The organism is Streptomyces sp. NPDC043908, assembly GCF_056435525.1.
The window spans coordinates 25,636-41,080 of record NZ_JBWKEI010000007.1; the positions used below are offsets into that span (position 1 = coordinate 25,636).

Annotated in this window: 12 protein-coding genes; 4 read left to right on the forward strand and 8 right to left on the reverse strand. The window is 74.2% G+C overall.

Features of this window, described 5'->3' with window-relative positions; genetic code table 11:
• Positions 1-228: 228 nt before the first annotated feature.
• The 5 genes from wecB to AC069K_RS16985 form a co-directional block, all read right to left on the reverse strand.
• The gene (gene wecB / locus AC069K_RS16965) at positions 229-1,359 is read right to left on the reverse strand and encodes a non-hydrolyzing UDP-N-acetylglucosamine 2-epimerase (protein ID WP_478616793.1); all 1,131 of its coding nucleotides are present in this window, start codon (positions 1,357-1,359) and stop codon (positions 229-231) included.
• A 134-nt stretch (positions 1,360-1,493) separates the two neighbouring features.
• Positions 1,494-2,186, reverse strand: coding sequence for a response regulator transcription factor (locus tag AC069K_RS16970; protein ID WP_358836522.1), 693 nt, complete (start codon positions 2,184-2,186; stop codon positions 1,494-1,496).
• Positions 2,183-3,316, reverse strand: a complete 1,134-nt coding sequence (locus AC069K_RS16975) for a PAS domain-containing sensor histidine kinase (RefSeq protein WP_478616796.1) — start codon at positions 3,314-3,316, stop codon at positions 2,183-2,185. Before AC069K_RS16975 ends, AC069K_RS16970 begins: the two co-directional genes overlap by 4 nt.
• Positions 3,317-3,383: 67 nt before the next feature.
• On the reverse strand, positions 3,384-5,021 hold the full coding sequence (locus AC069K_RS16980; protein ID WP_478616799.1) for an ABC-F family ATP-binding cassette domain-containing protein: 1,638 nt from the start codon (positions 5,019-5,021) through the stop codon (positions 3,384-3,386).
• Between the two features lie 130 nt (positions 5,022-5,151).
• Entirely contained in the window at positions 5,152-6,171 is a 1,020-nt protein-coding gene (locus AC069K_RS16985; protein ID WP_365099864.1) for an oxidoreductase, read from the reverse strand.
• Between the two features lie 64 nt (positions 6,172-6,235).
• Here AC069K_RS16985 and AC069K_RS16990 point away from each other — a divergent pair, with 64 nt between their 5' ends.
• The gene (locus AC069K_RS16990) at positions 6,236-7,168 is read left to right on the forward strand and encodes an FAD-dependent oxidoreductase (protein WP_365099862.1); all 933 of its coding nucleotides are present in this window, start codon (positions 6,236-6,238) and stop codon (positions 7,166-7,168) included.
• 9 nt (positions 7,169-7,177) lie between these two features.
• Here the strand turns inward: AC069K_RS16990 and AC069K_RS16995 are convergent, their stop codons facing one another.
• Positions 7,178-8,452, reverse strand: a complete 1,275-nt coding sequence (locus AC069K_RS16995) for a M14 family metallopeptidase (RefSeq protein WP_478616804.1) — start codon at positions 8,450-8,452, stop codon at positions 7,178-7,180.
• On the reverse strand, positions 8,449-10,443 hold the full coding sequence (locus AC069K_RS17000; protein ID WP_478616807.1) for a Xaa-Pro dipeptidyl-peptidase: 1,995 nt from the start codon (positions 10,441-10,443) through the stop codon (positions 8,449-8,451). Before AC069K_RS17000 ends, AC069K_RS16995 begins: the two co-directional genes overlap by 4 nt.
• A gap of 192 nt (positions 10,444-10,635) precedes the next feature.
• Between AC069K_RS17000 and AC069K_RS17005 the strand changes: the two genes are divergently transcribed.
• A complete protein-coding gene (locus AC069K_RS17005) occupies positions 10,636-12,126 on the forward strand; it encodes a M1 family metallopeptidase (RefSeq protein WP_478616810.1) in 1,491 nt (496 codons plus the stop codon).
• Positions 12,127-12,298: 172 nt separating this feature from the next.
• Positions 12,299-13,327 (forward strand): LacI family DNA-binding transcriptional regulator, encoded by a 1,029-nt coding sequence (locus AC069K_RS17010; RefSeq protein WP_478616813.1) that lies wholly within the window; start codon positions 12,299-12,301, stop codon positions 13,325-13,327.
• On the opposite strand, the gene AC069K_RS17015 is transcribed toward AC069K_RS17010, so the two are convergent.
• Positions 13,290-14,198: an oxygenase MpaB family protein gene (locus tag AC069K_RS17015; protein WP_478616816.1), complete on the reverse strand. Its 909-nt coding sequence runs from the start codon at positions 14,196-14,198 to the stop codon at positions 13,290-13,292. The genes AC069K_RS17010 and AC069K_RS17015 overlap by 38 nt on opposite strands.
• A 208-nt stretch (positions 14,199-14,406) precedes the next feature.
• Between AC069K_RS17015 and sph the strand changes: the two genes are divergently transcribed.
• Complete coding sequence (gene sph / locus AC069K_RS17020; protein ID WP_478616818.1) at positions 14,407-15,396, forward strand: sphingomyelin phosphodiesterase; 990 nt, start codon at positions 14,407-14,409, stop codon at positions 15,394-15,396.
• The last annotated feature ends 49 nt before the right edge of the window (positions 15,397-15,445 follow it).

Consider the following 15,445-nt stretch of genomic DNA (forward strand, 5'->3'; position numbering starts at 1 on the left):
CGCTGACTAACGGCCGGTGTGGTCCGCGCCACGCGCTCGCGGTCCCGACGACGCGGCCCCGCTGAAGGGACGCGGGCAACCGTGGGGGGCTGCCCTCGCAGGCGAGGCGAACCGCGTGTGCGGCCCACCGCGACCGGGGACGCGCGGCCGACGCTGCCCGTGCGCTCGCGGTCCGGGCCGCCCCGTGAAGGGGCGCGTGCGGCTCCCCGCCGGGGCGCGGGCGGGTCGTTACGCCGCCGCGTGCAGCCCGGGTGCCGCGGTGGTCACCGCCTCCAGCAGCCCCACGATCCGCCGCGAGGCGCCCCCGTCCCCGAACGGGCTGGGCAGTGCCGCCAGACGCGTGCGACCGGCGGTGCCCAGGGCCAGCCCGGCGCGCGCGGCGCGTCCCAGCGCGGGCCCGAAGGACACCAGGGTCGCGAAGTCACCCATCGCCTCGGGCCGTTCGGTCGAGTTGCGGACCACCACCAGCGGCCGTCCGAGCACCGTGACCTCCTCCTGGACGCCCCCGGAGTCGGAGACGAGCAGCGCCGCGTGTCGCGCGAGGGCGAGGAACTCGCGGTATCCGAGCGACCGTGTCACCCGCAGCGGCGCGAGCAGCCCGGCCAGCCCCGCCGCCTCGACGCGGGCCCGGGTCCGCGGGTGCAGCGGCAGCACCACCGGGACGTCCGCCGCGAGCGCGGCCAGCTCGGTGAGGATCGCCCGCAGGGCCGCCGGGTCGTCGGTGTTCTCGGGGCGGTGGACGGTGGCCAGGACGAAGCCGTCCTCGGCGAGCCCCAGGTCCGCCAGGTACGCGGCCCGTTCCCCGGCCTCCGGGAGCTGTCCGCGGACCGCCTCGACCACCGTGTTGCCGGTGACCTCCACGCGCTCGGGGTCGACCCCCTCGGCCAGCAGGTTGTCCCGGTTCTGCGGGGTCGCCGCGCACAGCACGTCCGCGAGCCGGTCGATCAGGACGCGGTTGTGCTCCTCGGGCATGTTGCGGTCGTGGCTGCGCAGCCCGGCCTCGACGTGGACCAGCGGGATCGACCGGGCGTTGGCGGCGAGCGCGCCGGCGAGGGCCGCGTTGGTGTCGCCCTGGACGACCACCGCGAGCGGGGGCCGTGCCAGGAACAGCGCGTCGAGCTGGGCCAGGGCCGCCGAGATCTGTACGGCGCGGGGGCGGCCGCCGATGCCGGTGAGGTGGGTGGGCTCGGGGATGCCGAGGTCGGTGAGGAAGCGGCCGGAGAGCTCCTCGTCGTAGTGCTGTCCCGTGTGCACGACGTGCGCGGCGGGCCCCAGCAGCCGGATCAGCTCGGTGAGCTTGACCAGTTCGGGGCGGGTGCCGAGGACGAGGGCGATGCTGCGGGGCGGCAGTGCGGGCACGAGGACTCCAGGGAGGGACCGACCGGGACGTCCCCAAGGTCGCCTTCGCCCGTTGCCGGGACGGATCGCAGTCGGTTGCTCCAGGGTTGCGAAACCGGATATTCCCGTAATTCGGGACTTTCGGCCCGCGCGGCTCAGGGGCCTTGGTCCCCCCGGTAGCGGTAGCCCATCCCCCGCACCGCCTCGATCGGGTCGCACTCCACGCCGCCCGCCCCCTGCTGGAGCTTGCGCCGCAGGCGGAGGACCGCGAACTTCACCCGGTCCCGGCCGATGCCCTGCGGATCGTCCCAGACCTGGTCCAGGAGCTGGTCGGTGGTGACCACACGGCCCCGGTTGCGGACCAGGAGCTGGAGCAGGCGGTACTCGATGTCGCTGAGGCGGACCTCCTCGCCGTGCCACAGGGCGGAGCGGCGCTCGGGGACCAGGCGCAGCGCGTCGTCCTGGGCGGCGCCCGCCCAGCGGGCGGGGGCGGCGCGGCGCAGCAGGGCCTCGACCCGGGCGAGCAGCTCCTCGTTGCCGAACGGCTTGGGCAGGTAGTCGTCCGCCCCGGCCCGCAGGCCCCGCACCCGGTCGCTCTCGGCGCCGCGCGCGGTGAGCAGCAGGACCGGCAGGTCGGTCATGTCCCGGGTGCGCTCAAGGACCTGCCAGCCGTCGAGCCCGGGCAGGCCGATGTCGAGGAGCATCAGGTCGGGGCCGTCGGCGAAGAGGCGGCGCAGCGCCTCGCGGCCGTCGGCGGCGGCCGCCACCTCGTATCCGGCCCGGGTCAGCAGCACCCGCAGCGCGGTCGCCACGTCGGCGTCGTCCTCGACGACGAGGATCCGCGTCACGGCGCTTGCCCCGCGTCCGCGGGCCCGGCGACCGGCAGTCGCAGGGTGAACAGCGCTCCCCCGCCGGGTGCCTCCGCGACGCCGAGCTCACCGCCGTGGCGGCGCACGATGTCCCGGCTGAAGGTCAGGCCGAGTCCGGTGCCGGGGTAGCCGCCGCTCTCGGCGTTGGGGGCCCGGAAGAAGCCGGAGAAGACCTCCTCGCGGTAGGCCTCGGGCACCCCGATCCCGGTGTCGGCGACCGTGATGCGCCAGACGTCGCCCTCCGGGGCGGCCCCGATGGTGACGCGGCCGCCGGGCGGGGTGAACTTGGCGGCGTTCTCCAGCAGGTTGGCCAGGACGCTCTCCAGGCGGTGCTCGTCGCCGTGGAGCGGCGGCCCGGGAGCGCAGTCGAGGACGGTGAAGAGCCCGGCCCCGGTGAGCGCGGGCATCCGGTCGTGCACGGCGTGCTCCAGCATCCGCGCGATGTCCACCTCGCCGAACTCCAGCCGCAGCCGGGGCTCGCGCATCCGCGTCGTGTCCAGCAGCGTGGTGATCACGGCCGCCATCCGCCGGGCGTTGCGGTCGATGGCGTCGAGGAAGGCGCGGCGGTCGGCGTCCAGGGGGCCGCAGGCCGGGTCCGCGAGCAGCTCGCAGAAGCTGATGATGGAGGTCAGCGGGGTGCGCAACTGGTGCGACGCCGAGGCCAGGAACTCGTTGCGCTGGCGGGCCAGCTCGGTGAGCGCCTCGTTGTCGCGCCGCAGGGCGTGCTCGCGGCGCTTGTCCTCGGTGATGTCCTCGGCGGTCCACAGCGACCCGAAGGGCCGCCCGTCGGCGTCGTACAGCGGCTCCACGTCGCGGCGGATGACGCGGCCGTCGGTGAGGCCGATCTCGGCGGCCCGGTGGATACGGCGGCGGGCGATGGCGTGGGTGCTCTCCACGGCCCAGGCGGGGCGGTCCGCGAAGGTGTCGCAGACCGCCTCGACGACGGGTCCGAGCGGCGCGCCGGGCTCGTACGGAACCCGGCCGGCCAGGGCGAACATCTCGACGAAGCGGCGGTTGACGGCGACCACGTGCTCGTCGCCGCCCTGCACGATCGCCGCCCGGGGCAGCGCCTCCAGAACGGCCTGCAGCCGGTCGCGCTCGCGGTCCACCCGCTCACCGTACGCGCGGACCGCCCGCCGCTCGCGCGACGCGCGCGGCCCGTCGCCCGGTGGCGCCCTACTGCTCGGTGACCTTGCCGTCGGCGACCTCGACGCGCCGGGTGGTGCGGACCGCGTCCAGCATCCGCCGGTCGTGGGTGACCAGGAGCAGGGTGCCGGTGTAGGAGTCGAGTGCGGACTCCAGCTGCTCGATCGCCGGGAGGTCGAGGTGGTTGGTCGGCTCGTCGAGGACGAGCAGGTTGACGCCCCGGCCCTGGAGCAGCGCGAGCGCGGCGCGGGTGCGCTCGCCGGGCGAGAGCGAGCCGGCGGGGCGCAGCACGTGGTCGGCCCGCAGCCCGAACTTGGCGAGGAGGGTGCGCACCTCGGCCGGTTCGGTGTCGGGGACGGCCGCGCAGAACGCCTCCAGCAGCGGCTCGTCGCCGACGAAGAGGCCCCGGGCCTGGTCGACCTCGCCGACGACGACGCCGGAGCCGAGCACGGCCCGTCCCGCGTCGAGCGGGATGCGGCCGAGGAGGGCGGCGAGCAGGGTGGATTTGCCCGCGCCGTTGGCGCCGGTGATGGCCACGCGGTCGGCCCAGTCGATCTGGAGGGTGGCGGGGCCGAAGGTGTAGTCGCCGCGCCGGATCTCCGCCTGGCTGAGGGTGGCGACGACGGCGCCCGAGCGGGGCGCGGTGGCGATCTCCATCCGCAGCTCCCACTCCTTGCGGGGCTCGTCGACGACGTCCAGGCGCTCGATCATGCGCTGGGTCTGGCGGGCCTTGGAGGCCTGCTTCTCGCTGGCGTCGCTGCGGAACTTGCGGCCGATCTTGTCGTTGTCGCCCGCCTTGCGGCGGGCGTTCTTGACGCCCTTGTCCATCCAGCCGCGCTGCATCAGGGCCCGGCTCTCCAGGGCCGAGCGCTTGTCGGCGTACTCCTCGAAGCCCTCGCGGGCGTGCCTGCGGGCGGTGGCCCGCTCCTCCAGGTACGCCTCGTAGCCGCCGCCGTAGAGGGTGATCTGCTGCTGGGCGAGGTCGAGTTCGAGCACCTTGGTGACCGTGCGGGTGAGGAACTCGCGGTCGTGGCTGACCACGACCGTGCCCGCGCGCAGGCCCTTGACGAAGGACTCCAGGCGCTCCAGACCGTCGAGGTCGAGGTCGTTGGTGGGCTCGTCGAGCAGGAACACGTCGTAGCGCGAGAGCAGCAGCGAGGCCAGTCCCGCGCGGGCCGCCTGGCCGCCGGAGAGGGCCGTCATCGGCTGGTCGAGGCCGACGGTGAGGTTGAGGGTGGCGGCCACCTCCTCGGCGCGCTCGTCGAGGTCGGCGCCGCCGAGGTCGAGCCAGCGCTCCAGGCTCTCGGCGTACGCGTCGTCGCTGCCGGGCGCCCCCTCGACCAGGGCCTGGGTGGCGGCGTCCATGGCCTCCTGGGCGGCGGCCACGCCGGTGCGGCGGGCCAGGAAGGCGCGCACGCTCTCGCCGGGGCGGCGGTCCGGCTCCTGCGGCAGGTGTCCCACGGTGGCGCCGGGCGGGGAGAGCCGCAGCTCGCCCTCCTCCGGGGTGTCGAGTCCGGCGAGCAGGCGGAGCAGGGAGGACTTCCCCGCGCCGTTCGCCCCGACGAGGCCGATGACGTCACCGGGGGCGACGACGAGGTCGAGCCCGGCGAAGAGCGTGCGGTCGCCGTGGCCGGCGGCGAGGTCCTTGGCGACGAGAGTGGCAGTCATGAGGACACCGATCCTACTGGGCCCGCCGGCACCGGCCGACGGATCGGGGCGCGGTCCCGGGGCCGCCGCGCCCGCCCGGCCGCCCCGCCCGTGGGCGGGCCCCGCTCCCCCGCTCCGCGAGGGGACCGTGTCAGCGCACCACCGCCGTGGTGATCACACCGCCCGTGGTGCGGGCCACCAGGAAGGCCTCCCCGCGCAGGGCGCGCTCGTCCAGCGGGATGCGGTGCGGGCCGGGGTCGAGGACCGCGTCCAGGACCTCCTGGGCGTGGACGCGGCGCAGCCGGTCCAGACGGTAGGCGGTGAGCCGGACACGGCAGGTCGCGCCGACCGCGAGCCGGGCCTCGTCCGGGGAGGCGGACAGATAGGTGAGCCGGCGCTGGGCGAGCGGGGTGCGGTCCAGGGCCTGTTCCACCTGGGCCACCAGGAGGGGGACGACGGGGGCGAGGCCCGTCACGTACACGGGGTGTGCCCGGGCGCGGGTGAACGCGGCGCGCACCGCCGCGCGTTCGGTCTCGGACACCGCGCGGCCGAAGGTGACCGCCCCGTAGCCGCGCAGCTCCTCGTCGATCACGTCGGTCACGTCGTGGGCGATGTCCGCGCCGATGCCGATCGAGCGCAGGGCCGCGGCGAGCTTGCCGAGGACGGTCGCGCGGGCCCCGACCAGCAGGACCCGGCGCCGGGGCGGCTCGTCGCCCAGCAGCCGCTCCAGGGCGGCTCTGTACTCCTCGCCGCGGAAGCGGAACGGCCCTATCCCGTGGTAGCCGTTGAGCACCAGGTCGGGCACGGGCTCGGTCTGCCAGGCGAAGTCCCGCCAGATGATGTCGTCCCCGGAGCGCTCGATCACGGCGGTGACCGCCCCGCACGCCAGGTCCTCGCACTCCGGGCAGGCATACACCACGTACCGCCCGTCGGCCAGGGGCGGTTCGGTCTCCAGGAGCAGGCTGCGCACCTGGGCGCCGAGGACGGCCGGCGGTACGTCCGCCGCGAGCGGGGAGACGGCGTCCAGGTCGGCGAGTCGGAGCAGCAGCGGCCGGCCGTCGACGACGAAGTCCAGGAAGTCGCGGTGCACTTGGGGCCGACCGGCGGCCCCCGCGACATCGCCCGCCCGCATCGCGGGGGCGAGGGCGAAGGTCGCATACGCGGCAGACATGTGCTGAGTATTCCCCTCTGCGGCTGATCCGAGCACGGTGTCACCCATCCGCTACCGTCCCTTCATGAGCGAGCAGATGATCGTGCTGGGCGGCGGTGTCATCGGTCTGACCACGGCGGTGGTCCTTGCGGAGTCGGGCCGCCGGGTGCGGGTGTGGAGCAGGGATCCGGCCGGGGCGACGACCTCGGCGGTCGCGGGGGCGCTGTGGTGGCCGTACCGCATCGAGCCCGCCGGACGCGTCGGCGACTGGGCACTCGCCTCCCTGCGGGTGTACGAGGAGCTGGCCGCCGATCCCGGCCACACCGGCGTGCGGCTGGTGGAAGGGGTCCAGGCGGGCGTCCGGCTCGGTGAACTGGGGCCCTGGGCGGCCGAGGTGGCGGGGCTGCGCGAGGAGGCGCGGGGTGTACGGGCCCGCATACCCCTGATCGACATGCCGGTCCATCTGGCGTGGCTGCGCGGACGGCTGGAGGCGGCGGGCGGGACGGTCGAGACGCGGACGGTCGAGACGCTGCCCGACGCGCCGGTGGTGGTCAACTGCACGGGTCTTGGCGCCCGTACGCTCGTCCCCGATCCCCTGGTGCGGCCGGTGCGCGGCCAGTTGGTGGTCGTGGAGAACCCCGGGGTGGTCGAGTGGTACACCCGCGTCGACCACTCCGCGGGCGAGACGACGTACTTCTTCCCGCAGCCCTACGGGCTGTTGCTCGGGGGGACCGCGCAGGACGACGTGTGGGACCTCACCCCGGACCCGGCCGTCGCGCAGCGGATCGTGGAGCGGTGCGCGCGGGTGCGTCCGGAGATCGCCGGGGCGCGGGTGCTCGCCCACCGGGTGGGGCTGCGCCCGGTGCGGGACACCGGGGTGCGCGTCGAGGCGGAGTCCACGGCGTCCGGCGGGCTGCTGGTGCACAACTACGGGCACGGCGGCGCCGGGGTCACCGTGGCCTGGGGGTGCGCGCGGGAGGCGGCGGCACTGGCCGCCTCCCGCGCTCCCCTCCGGTGAGAACCCGTCTCAGCATCGCTGTACGGGTTCGGCCGCCGTCAGCCCGTACGGGGCACGGGCGTCCAGCAGCAGGGGCACGAGCGCCCGCAGCGGCTGGCGCAGCGGGACGAACGCGCCGTCTCCGGACCGCCGCGCCCGCACGCCGTGCAGGGCGAGGCGGTCCTTCACCTCGGCGTACCGGGCGGCGGTGAGGCGGTAGCCGCAGGGCGGGTCGGTGAGGGTCTGCGCGGGCGTGGCGGGTTCGTTGTCCGCGCCGCCGAGGTAGACCGGCCCCCGGTCGCGGTATCCCGCGAGGCGGGCGGCCGTGGTCGCCGCCTCGACGCCGGCCCGGCGCTCGGCCGTGAAGTCCAGCAGGCCGCGCAGTCCGGTCAGTTGGGAGGCGACCCGGCGCCGGTTGTTGAGCGCCGGGTCGGCCTTCTCGGCGTCGGTCGCCGGGTCGACGCGGCTCTCGATGAGCAGGCCCACGGCGTGCTTGAGGCCCGCCGTGTTGCGCAGGATGCGCTCCTGGCCGTCGCCCGCGACCTGTTTGACCGGCTCGCCGGTGACCGGGTCGGTCCAGATGCCGTAGGTGCCGGTGGAGAAGCCGTCCGCGCGGGCGGCCCGCCGTACGTACGCCCGGGACAGCGTCCTGGCCTCCTCGTGCACCGCCGGGGCGGTGTTGAGGTTGCGCGGCCACAGGTCGAACAGGTCCTTGTCGTAGTACCCGGGGGTGGCGCCGTACTCGTGCAGGTCGTAGACGACGTCGGGCTGTACGTCGCGGAGCACGGCGGCAACGGCCCGTGCCTCGGCGGTCCGCAGGGCGATGTGGTCGCGGTTGACGTCGACGCCGTCGGCGTTGACGCGGGTGTCGGCGGCCCGGCCGTCGGGGTTGGCGGTGGGCACGACGTAGAGCGTGGTGTGGGCCGGCAGCCGCCGGGCGGCGCGGTCCTCGGCGTAGGCGAGGTCGCGGACGGTGGCAAGACACGCCTCGCGGCCCGCCGGTTCGTCGCCGTGCTGGCTGCACACCAGCAGGATCCGGTGGGCGGTGTGCCCGCTGCCGACGCGGACCAGCCGGAGCGGGCGCCCCTGGGTGGTGGTGCCGATCCGGGTGACCGAGGCGCGGTGGCCGCCCCGGGCGACGGCCGCCAGGAAGTCCTGCTCCTCGGCCTCACTGGTCCAGCGCGCCCCGGCGCTCGTCTCGAAGCCGGTACGGGGCGGGCTCGCGGTCGCCCGCGCCGGGGCGGTCACCAGGGGTACGGCGAGCGCCGCTCCGGCGAGGCCCAGGAGCAGCGTCCGGGCCCTCACCGGGCCCCCGGGACCGGGCGCGCCGGGCGCGGGACCGCGACCCCGGCCGGGTGCGGGACCTGGGGAGCGACGGAGTGCGGGGCGCCGGTGGTGGCCCGCCGGAACGCCCCCGTACCGCCGAGGAGCGGCAGTTTCGCCGAGGTGCGGGCGAGATCGAGGGTGAGGGTGGGGCGGCTCGCGGGCGGGTCGATGAGGTCCCGGTCGGTGCCCGCGACGATCAGCGCCAGGCGGTGGCCGGCCGGGACGACGTGGTCGGTGGCGTGCAGGTCGAGGGTGATGGTGTACGCCCGGCCGGGCGTCAGCGGCTGTCCGGTGCCGCCGGCGTAGTTGCCGAGGTCGGCCCAGCCACGGCTGACCACGGTGAGGTCGACGGCCTTGGTGTCGGCGCGGGTCGCCTTGAAGCAGGCGCTGTCCCCGGCCGTGCTCTCGCCCCAGCAGGTGCGGTCGGTGCCCGTGAGGATGCCCTCGCCGTCGCCGCCGTAGTCGCGGATGGTGTCGGGGCCGAGGTCGGCCAGGACCGCCGAGAGGTGGGCGCTGGTGGTGCTCGGGGTGGCGGTGACGGTCACCGTGGAGGAGCCGGAGAGCCGCAGGTCGCGTGTGAGCGGCCCGGTCGTGAACCCGGCCTTCTCCGGGGTGGAGCGGTCCACGGCCGCCGCCCAGGCGGCCTCGCCCAGCCGGGGGTCGTCGGTGAACGTCTCGGTCGCCCCGGTGGGCGCGGGCTTCAGGGAGAGGCCGCCGACTCCGGGCGCGGGGCCCGTCACTGGGCGCAGCACGGCGTCACGGGTGCCGGCCGGGGGCCAGGTCCGGTCGGTGGACCACTGGTCGGGGTGGCGTTCGACGTCCGCCATCGGCGCGCGCTCGATGCCGTTGTCGTAGCCGAGGAGGTAGTGGTCGAACCACTGGTGGAGGGTGGCGACCCAGTCGGCGCGGCGGTAGTCGAAGGGGTCGACGTGTCCGGTCTGGGAGAGCCAGATCTTGCGTTCGACGCCGTGCGCGGCCAGCGCGTCCCACCACTGGCCGAAGTTCTTGGGGCGGACGTTCAGGTCCTGCATGCCGTGCACCACGAACACGCTCGCCTTGACCCGGCCCGCGTCCGCCACGTAGTCGCGCGCGCTCCACAGCGGCGTCCAGTCGCCGGTGCGCGGGGCGCCCTCGACCAGCTTCCGCTGTACCGCGTCGCAGTTCGTCCGGGCCGCGGGGCTCTCGACGTAGTGGGAGAGCCAGTCGGGCCCGGAGTCGTAGAGCGGGGCGCCCTTGACGAAGTAGTAGTCGTACCAGGAGGAGATGGAGCTGATGGGGACGATGGTCTTCAGGCCCTCGACGCCGGTGGCGGCCACTCCGTTGGCTATGGTGCCGTCCCAGCTCTTGCCGATCATGCCGGTCCTGCCGTTGCTCCAGCCCGCGTTCGCCCGCTGGTTCCCGGTGCGGGTGGTGTAGGCGGGGGCGCGGCCGTTCAGCCAGTCGACGACCGCCTTGGCGGACTGGATGTCGGACGGTCCTCCGATGTCGACGCAGCCGTCCGACCGATTCGTTCCGGCCAGGTCGACGCCGACGAAGGCGTAGCCGCGCGGTACGAAGTAGTTGTCGTAGAAGAGCGGCATCTGGACGACGTTTCCGCGCGCGTCGTACGTCTTGAGCTGGCTCTCGTTGCCGCGCCCGCAGCAGGCGTAGTACGGCGAGGCGTCCATGATGACCGGGATCCTGCGGCCCCGGTCCGCGGGTTCGCGGGGGCGGACGATGTCGACGGCGACCCGGTCGTTTCGGCCGTCGCCGTCCGCGTCGAGCCGGGTGTCGACCCAGACGGACTCGCGTATCGCGTTCGCGTACGAGTAGACGGGTGCGCTCTCCCCGGGGCGGGCCGCCTGGGCGCCCGCCGGGGAGAGGAACAGGGCCGTCAGGGCGGCCGCGACCGCCACCACGAGCAGGCGCGCCCGACCGGGCGCCCGGAGCGATCTGAACCTCGTACGACTGGACCGCGCAGGTATCGGCATGGAAGCGGACGGTACTCGCGTCAACTCCCGTGCAAAAGGGGGCAGGTACGGTCGGGAAACGACCGGTGGCGAGCAGCACTCCATGTCGGCGCGATGGCGATCGTGTGACAGCAGGGGCCATGGACATGACTTGCCGGACGTGCGCTGAATAGGGTCCCAAGAGATCGTTCACCCCGACGACTTGGAGCACTCGTGCACCGCAGAATCCTCGCCCCGGGCGTGCTCGCCGCGTCGCTGCTGCTGGCGATCCCGGCATCGGCCGCCGACTTCACTCCGGGCGCGCCGGGTATCGGCGACCCCTACTACCCGAGCAGCGGCAACGGCGGTTACGACGTTTCCCACTACGACCTGCGGCTGAAGTACCAGCCCGCCACCGACCTCCTGGAGGGCACGGCGACCCTCCTCGCCACCACCACCCAGGACCTCTCCCGCTTCAACCTGGACTTCGGGCTCGCGGTGAGCGAGGTGCGGGTCAACGGCACCTTGGCGAAGTACGCCAGGACCGGCGCCCAGGAGCTGGAGATCACCCCGGCCGCGCCGCTGGCCCGGGGCCGGTCGGTCTCGGTGGTGGTGAAGTACGCGGGCAAGCCGTCCGAGCTGAGCATCGACGGGTACACCGCCTGGCACCGCACCCCGGACGGCGGGGTGGCGGCGCAGGAGCCCGACTCGGCCGTGTGGTGGTTCCCCTCCAACGACCACCCGCTGGACAAGGCCACCTACGACGTGTCGGTGCTGGTCCCGGACGGCACCCAGGCGATCAGCAACGGCACGCTCCAGTCGCAGAGCTCCAAGCTCGGCTGGACCCGCTACAACTGGCGCTCCAACAAGCCGCAGGCGAGCTATCTGACGACGCTGGCGATCGGCAAGTTCGACGTCACCACGGACACCACCGCCAATGGTCTGCCGGTGATCAACGCCTACAGCAAGGACCTGGGCGACAACGACGGCGCCGCGCGCGCCAGCGTCGAGCGCACCAAGGAGGTCACCGAGTGGCTGAGCGGCGTCTTCGGCCCGTACCCGTTCAACTCGGTCGGCGGCTATGTGCCGAACGTGACCACCGGATTCGCCCTGGAGACGCAGACCCGGCCGTACTACAGCCCCCGGCAGTTCGCGAACGGCGCCAACGTCTCGGTCGTCGTCCATGAGCTGGCCCACCAGTGGTACGGCGACAGCGTCTCGGTGAAGGGCTGGAAGGACATCTGGAACAACGAGGGCTTCGCCCGCTACGCCCAGTGGCTCTGGTCGGAGAAGGAGGGCGAGGGCACCGCGCAGGAGCTCGCGGACTACGTCTACGCGCAGCACCCGGCCGACGACCCGTTCTGGAAGGTCCGGCCCGGCGACCCGGGTCCGGAGAACCAGTTCGACCTCGCCGTCTACGACCGGGGCGCGCTCGCCCTCCAGGCGCTGCGCAACGCGGTCGGCGACGAGGGCTTCTTCGCGCTCCTGAAGGGCTGGCCCACGGCCCACCAGTACGGCAACGCCACCGTGGGCGACTTCGTGCGGTACGCGGAGAAGATCACCGGCAAGCCGCTGGCGGGCCTCTTCGACACCTGGCTGTACCAGCCCTCGAAGCCCGCGGCCCCGGCCGCCAAGAAGGCCAAGGTGGCCGCCGGTGTGCCGCTGGCGCAGCCGAAGTCCTGGAAGAAGATCGCGGCGACGAACAGCCTCCACGACCACCACTGAGGCCTCCGCCGGCCGCGCGTGACGCGACAGCGGGCCCTGGCCCCTCGCGCGAACCCCGCGCCCCTCCGGGGGCGCGGGGTTCGCGGGTTCACGCACCCGTGGCCGGGCTCTGCGCGCCGCATACGCTGTGCGGGGCACCACGCCACCGCCGCGCGTACGAGGAGCGTCCGCCGTGATCGAGCAGCACCCGGGCTCCCGCCCCACGCTGGAGGCCGTCGCCGCGCGCGCCGGCGTCTCGCGGGCCACGGCCTCCCGGGTCGTCAACGGGGGCGCGGGCGTCCGGCCGCCGCTCGCCGACAAGGTGCGCCGGGCGGTCGAGGAGCTGGGGTACGTGCCCAACCACGCGGCCAGGACCCTGGTCACCCGCCGCACCGGCGCCGTCGCCGTGATCATCCCCGAGCCGGAGATCCGGATCTTCTCCGACCCGTTCTTCTCCGAGCAGATCCGGGGCATCAGCAGGGAACTCACCGCGCACGACACCCAGTTGGTGCTGCTCCTGGTGGAGGGGCCGGGCGACTACGACCGGATCGCCCGTTATCTCGCGGGCGGCCACGTCGACGGGGCGCTCGCCTTCTCGCTGCACACCGACGACCCGCTGCCCGCCATCGCCCGCAGGACGGGGATGCCGACGGTGTACGGGGGCCGTCCCGGCTGGCCGGTGGCGCCGGGCGAGGAGCCCGTCCCGTACGTCGACGCCGACAACCGGGGAGGTGCCCGCCGGGCCGTGCGCCATCTGCTCGGGCTCGGCCGGACCCGGATCGCCCATATCGCGGGCCCGCGCGACCAGACCTCGGCGACGGACCGCCTGCAGGGGTTCCACGACGTGCTGCCCGGCGCCGGGCTGGTCGAGGAGGGCGCCTTCACGGCCGGGAGCGGGGCCCGGGCGATGGCCCGGCTGCTCGACCGGTGCCCGGACCTGGACGCGGTGTTCGCCGCGAACGACCTGATGGCCTCGGGCGCGCTGCGGACCCTGCGCGAGCGGGGGCGCCGGGTGCCCGAGGACGTGGCCCTGGTGGGCTTCGACGATCTGCGCGGGGTGGCCGAGACCACCGACCCGCCGCTGACCACGGTCCGCCAGGACATCGAGGGGATGGGCCGGCTGATGGCCCGGCTGCTGCTGCGGGGCCCGGACGCCGGGACGGGGATCCCCCCGGCGCCGGTCATCACGGAGACGGCGCTGGTCGTACGGGCGTCGGCCTGAACCGCCGCGGCCCGGCGCCCCGGGACCGCGCCCTCGCCTCGCGGGCGAGCGGAAGGTAGCGCAGCCGCTCGGGCAGGACGGGCACGACGGCCCGCACCACACGGCCGAACCGGCGCAGCCGCCGCTCCTGTGCGTCGGTCCACTCCAGGCCCAGCGCCTCGCGGGCGTCCGGCGGCAGGAACCCGAGGGTCACGAACCGCCGGAAGCGCGCGATACGGGGCAGCAGGACCGGCCAGAGCAGCCGGAGCAGCAGCCGGACGGGGAGCGGGCCCCGGTCGGGGGCGGGGACCCGCACGTCGACGGATATGAGCTCCTCCACGACCGTGTTGGTGGCGATCTCGTCGGCCAGCACCTTGCGGTAGTACGGCCAGAACTCCTCGATGGTCTGCGGCATGTCCCGGTCGTGGATGCCCAGGACGCGTCCGACCTGGAGCCACTCCGCGTACATCAGCCGCTCCTGGGCCTCGGTGAGGGGGCGGTTCAGATACTTCTGGGAGTGGGCGAAGACCGGGTAGCCGGTGGCGTGCACCCAGGCGTAGTTGGCGGGGGTCAGGGCGTGGTAGCCGCGGCCCCGGGTGTCGGTGCCCTGAATGGTCCGGTGCAGCCGGCGCAGCCGCCGCCCCTCCTCGGCGGCCGCCTCGCCGCCGTACACCCACAGCTGGAGCGAGCGCAGCGACCGCTCGCCGCGCCCCCAGGGGTCGGTGCGGAACACGGAGTGCTCGTCGACCCCGGCGCCCACGGCCGGGTGCGCGACCTGGAGGGTGAGGGCGGCGGGCAGCGTCAGGAGCATCCGCACGTCGCCGGCGAGGCTCCACAGGACACCGCCGGGCACAGGCGGGGCGGGGACGGACGGCGTGCGGCTCTCGATCATGTATCCAGAGTTACCAGATGACAGATCACACAATTCCCCACCTGTCACAACACGGGGTCGCGGCCGGAGCGCCCCACACGTCGGAGCATGATCGCCCCCGCGTTCCGACCCCGGCAAGAAAGGCGCCACCAGACGGTTACCCCGAAGTAACTGTGGCTGGTTTGATGTGCGCGCCAGTCCAACCCCCACCCCACCCACGGGAGTTCCAGTGCCGCACTCCGCGCTCCGCCGTGTCCCCGGCGCGGCCCTCGCCGCCGCGCTCACCGCCGCCGCGCTGGCCGCCGCCACCCCGTCCGCCTCGGCCGCCACCGCCGCCGCGGACGCGCCCCGGCTGAAGGTGCTCACCTACAACACCTTCCTCATGAGCACCGGCCTCTATCCGAACTGGGGCCAGGAGCACCGGGCCCAGGCGATACCGGCCGCGCCCTTCTTCCGGGGCCACGACGTGGTGGTCCTCCAGGAGGCGTTCGACAACGCCTCCTCGGACGCGCTGAAGCGGACCGCCGCCGCCCAGTACCCGTACCAGACGCCCGTGGTCGGGCGGAGCAAGGACGGCTGGGACGCGACGAGCGGCTCGTATTCCTCCACCACCCCCGAGGACGGGGGCGTCACCGTGCTCAGCAAGTGGCCGATCCTGCGCAAGGAGCAGGTGATCTTCAAGGACGCGTGCGGCGCGGACTGGTGGTCCAACAAGGGCATCGCGTACGTCGTGCTGAACGTCAACGGCGCCAAGGTGCACGTCGTCGGCACGCACCTCCAGTCCACCGACTCCGGCTGCGGCGCGGGCGAGGCCGCCAGGGACCGCTCGCTCCAGCTCAAGGCCGTCAAGGCGTTCCTGGACGCGAAGAACATCCCGGCCGGTGAGGAGGTCATGCTCGCCGGTGACCTCAACGTCGACTCCCACAGCTCCGAGTACGCCTCGATGCTCGCCGACGGCGGACTGGCCGCGGCGGACTCGCGCACCGGCCACCCGTACTCGTTCGACACCGTGGAGAACTCGATCGCCGCCTACCGCTACCCCGGCGAGCCGCGCGAGGACCTGGACCACGTCCTGCACTACCAGGGGCACGTCCGTCCCTCCGGCTGGAACAACACCGTGGTCAAGGAGCAGTCGGCACCCTGGACGGTGAGCAGCTGGGGCAAGAGCTACACCTACACCGACCTCTCCGACCACTACCCGCTGGTCGCGGGCGGCTGAGCCTGCGGACGGGCCGTTCCCCGGGTGGGTGACAACAGTGATGAGACAG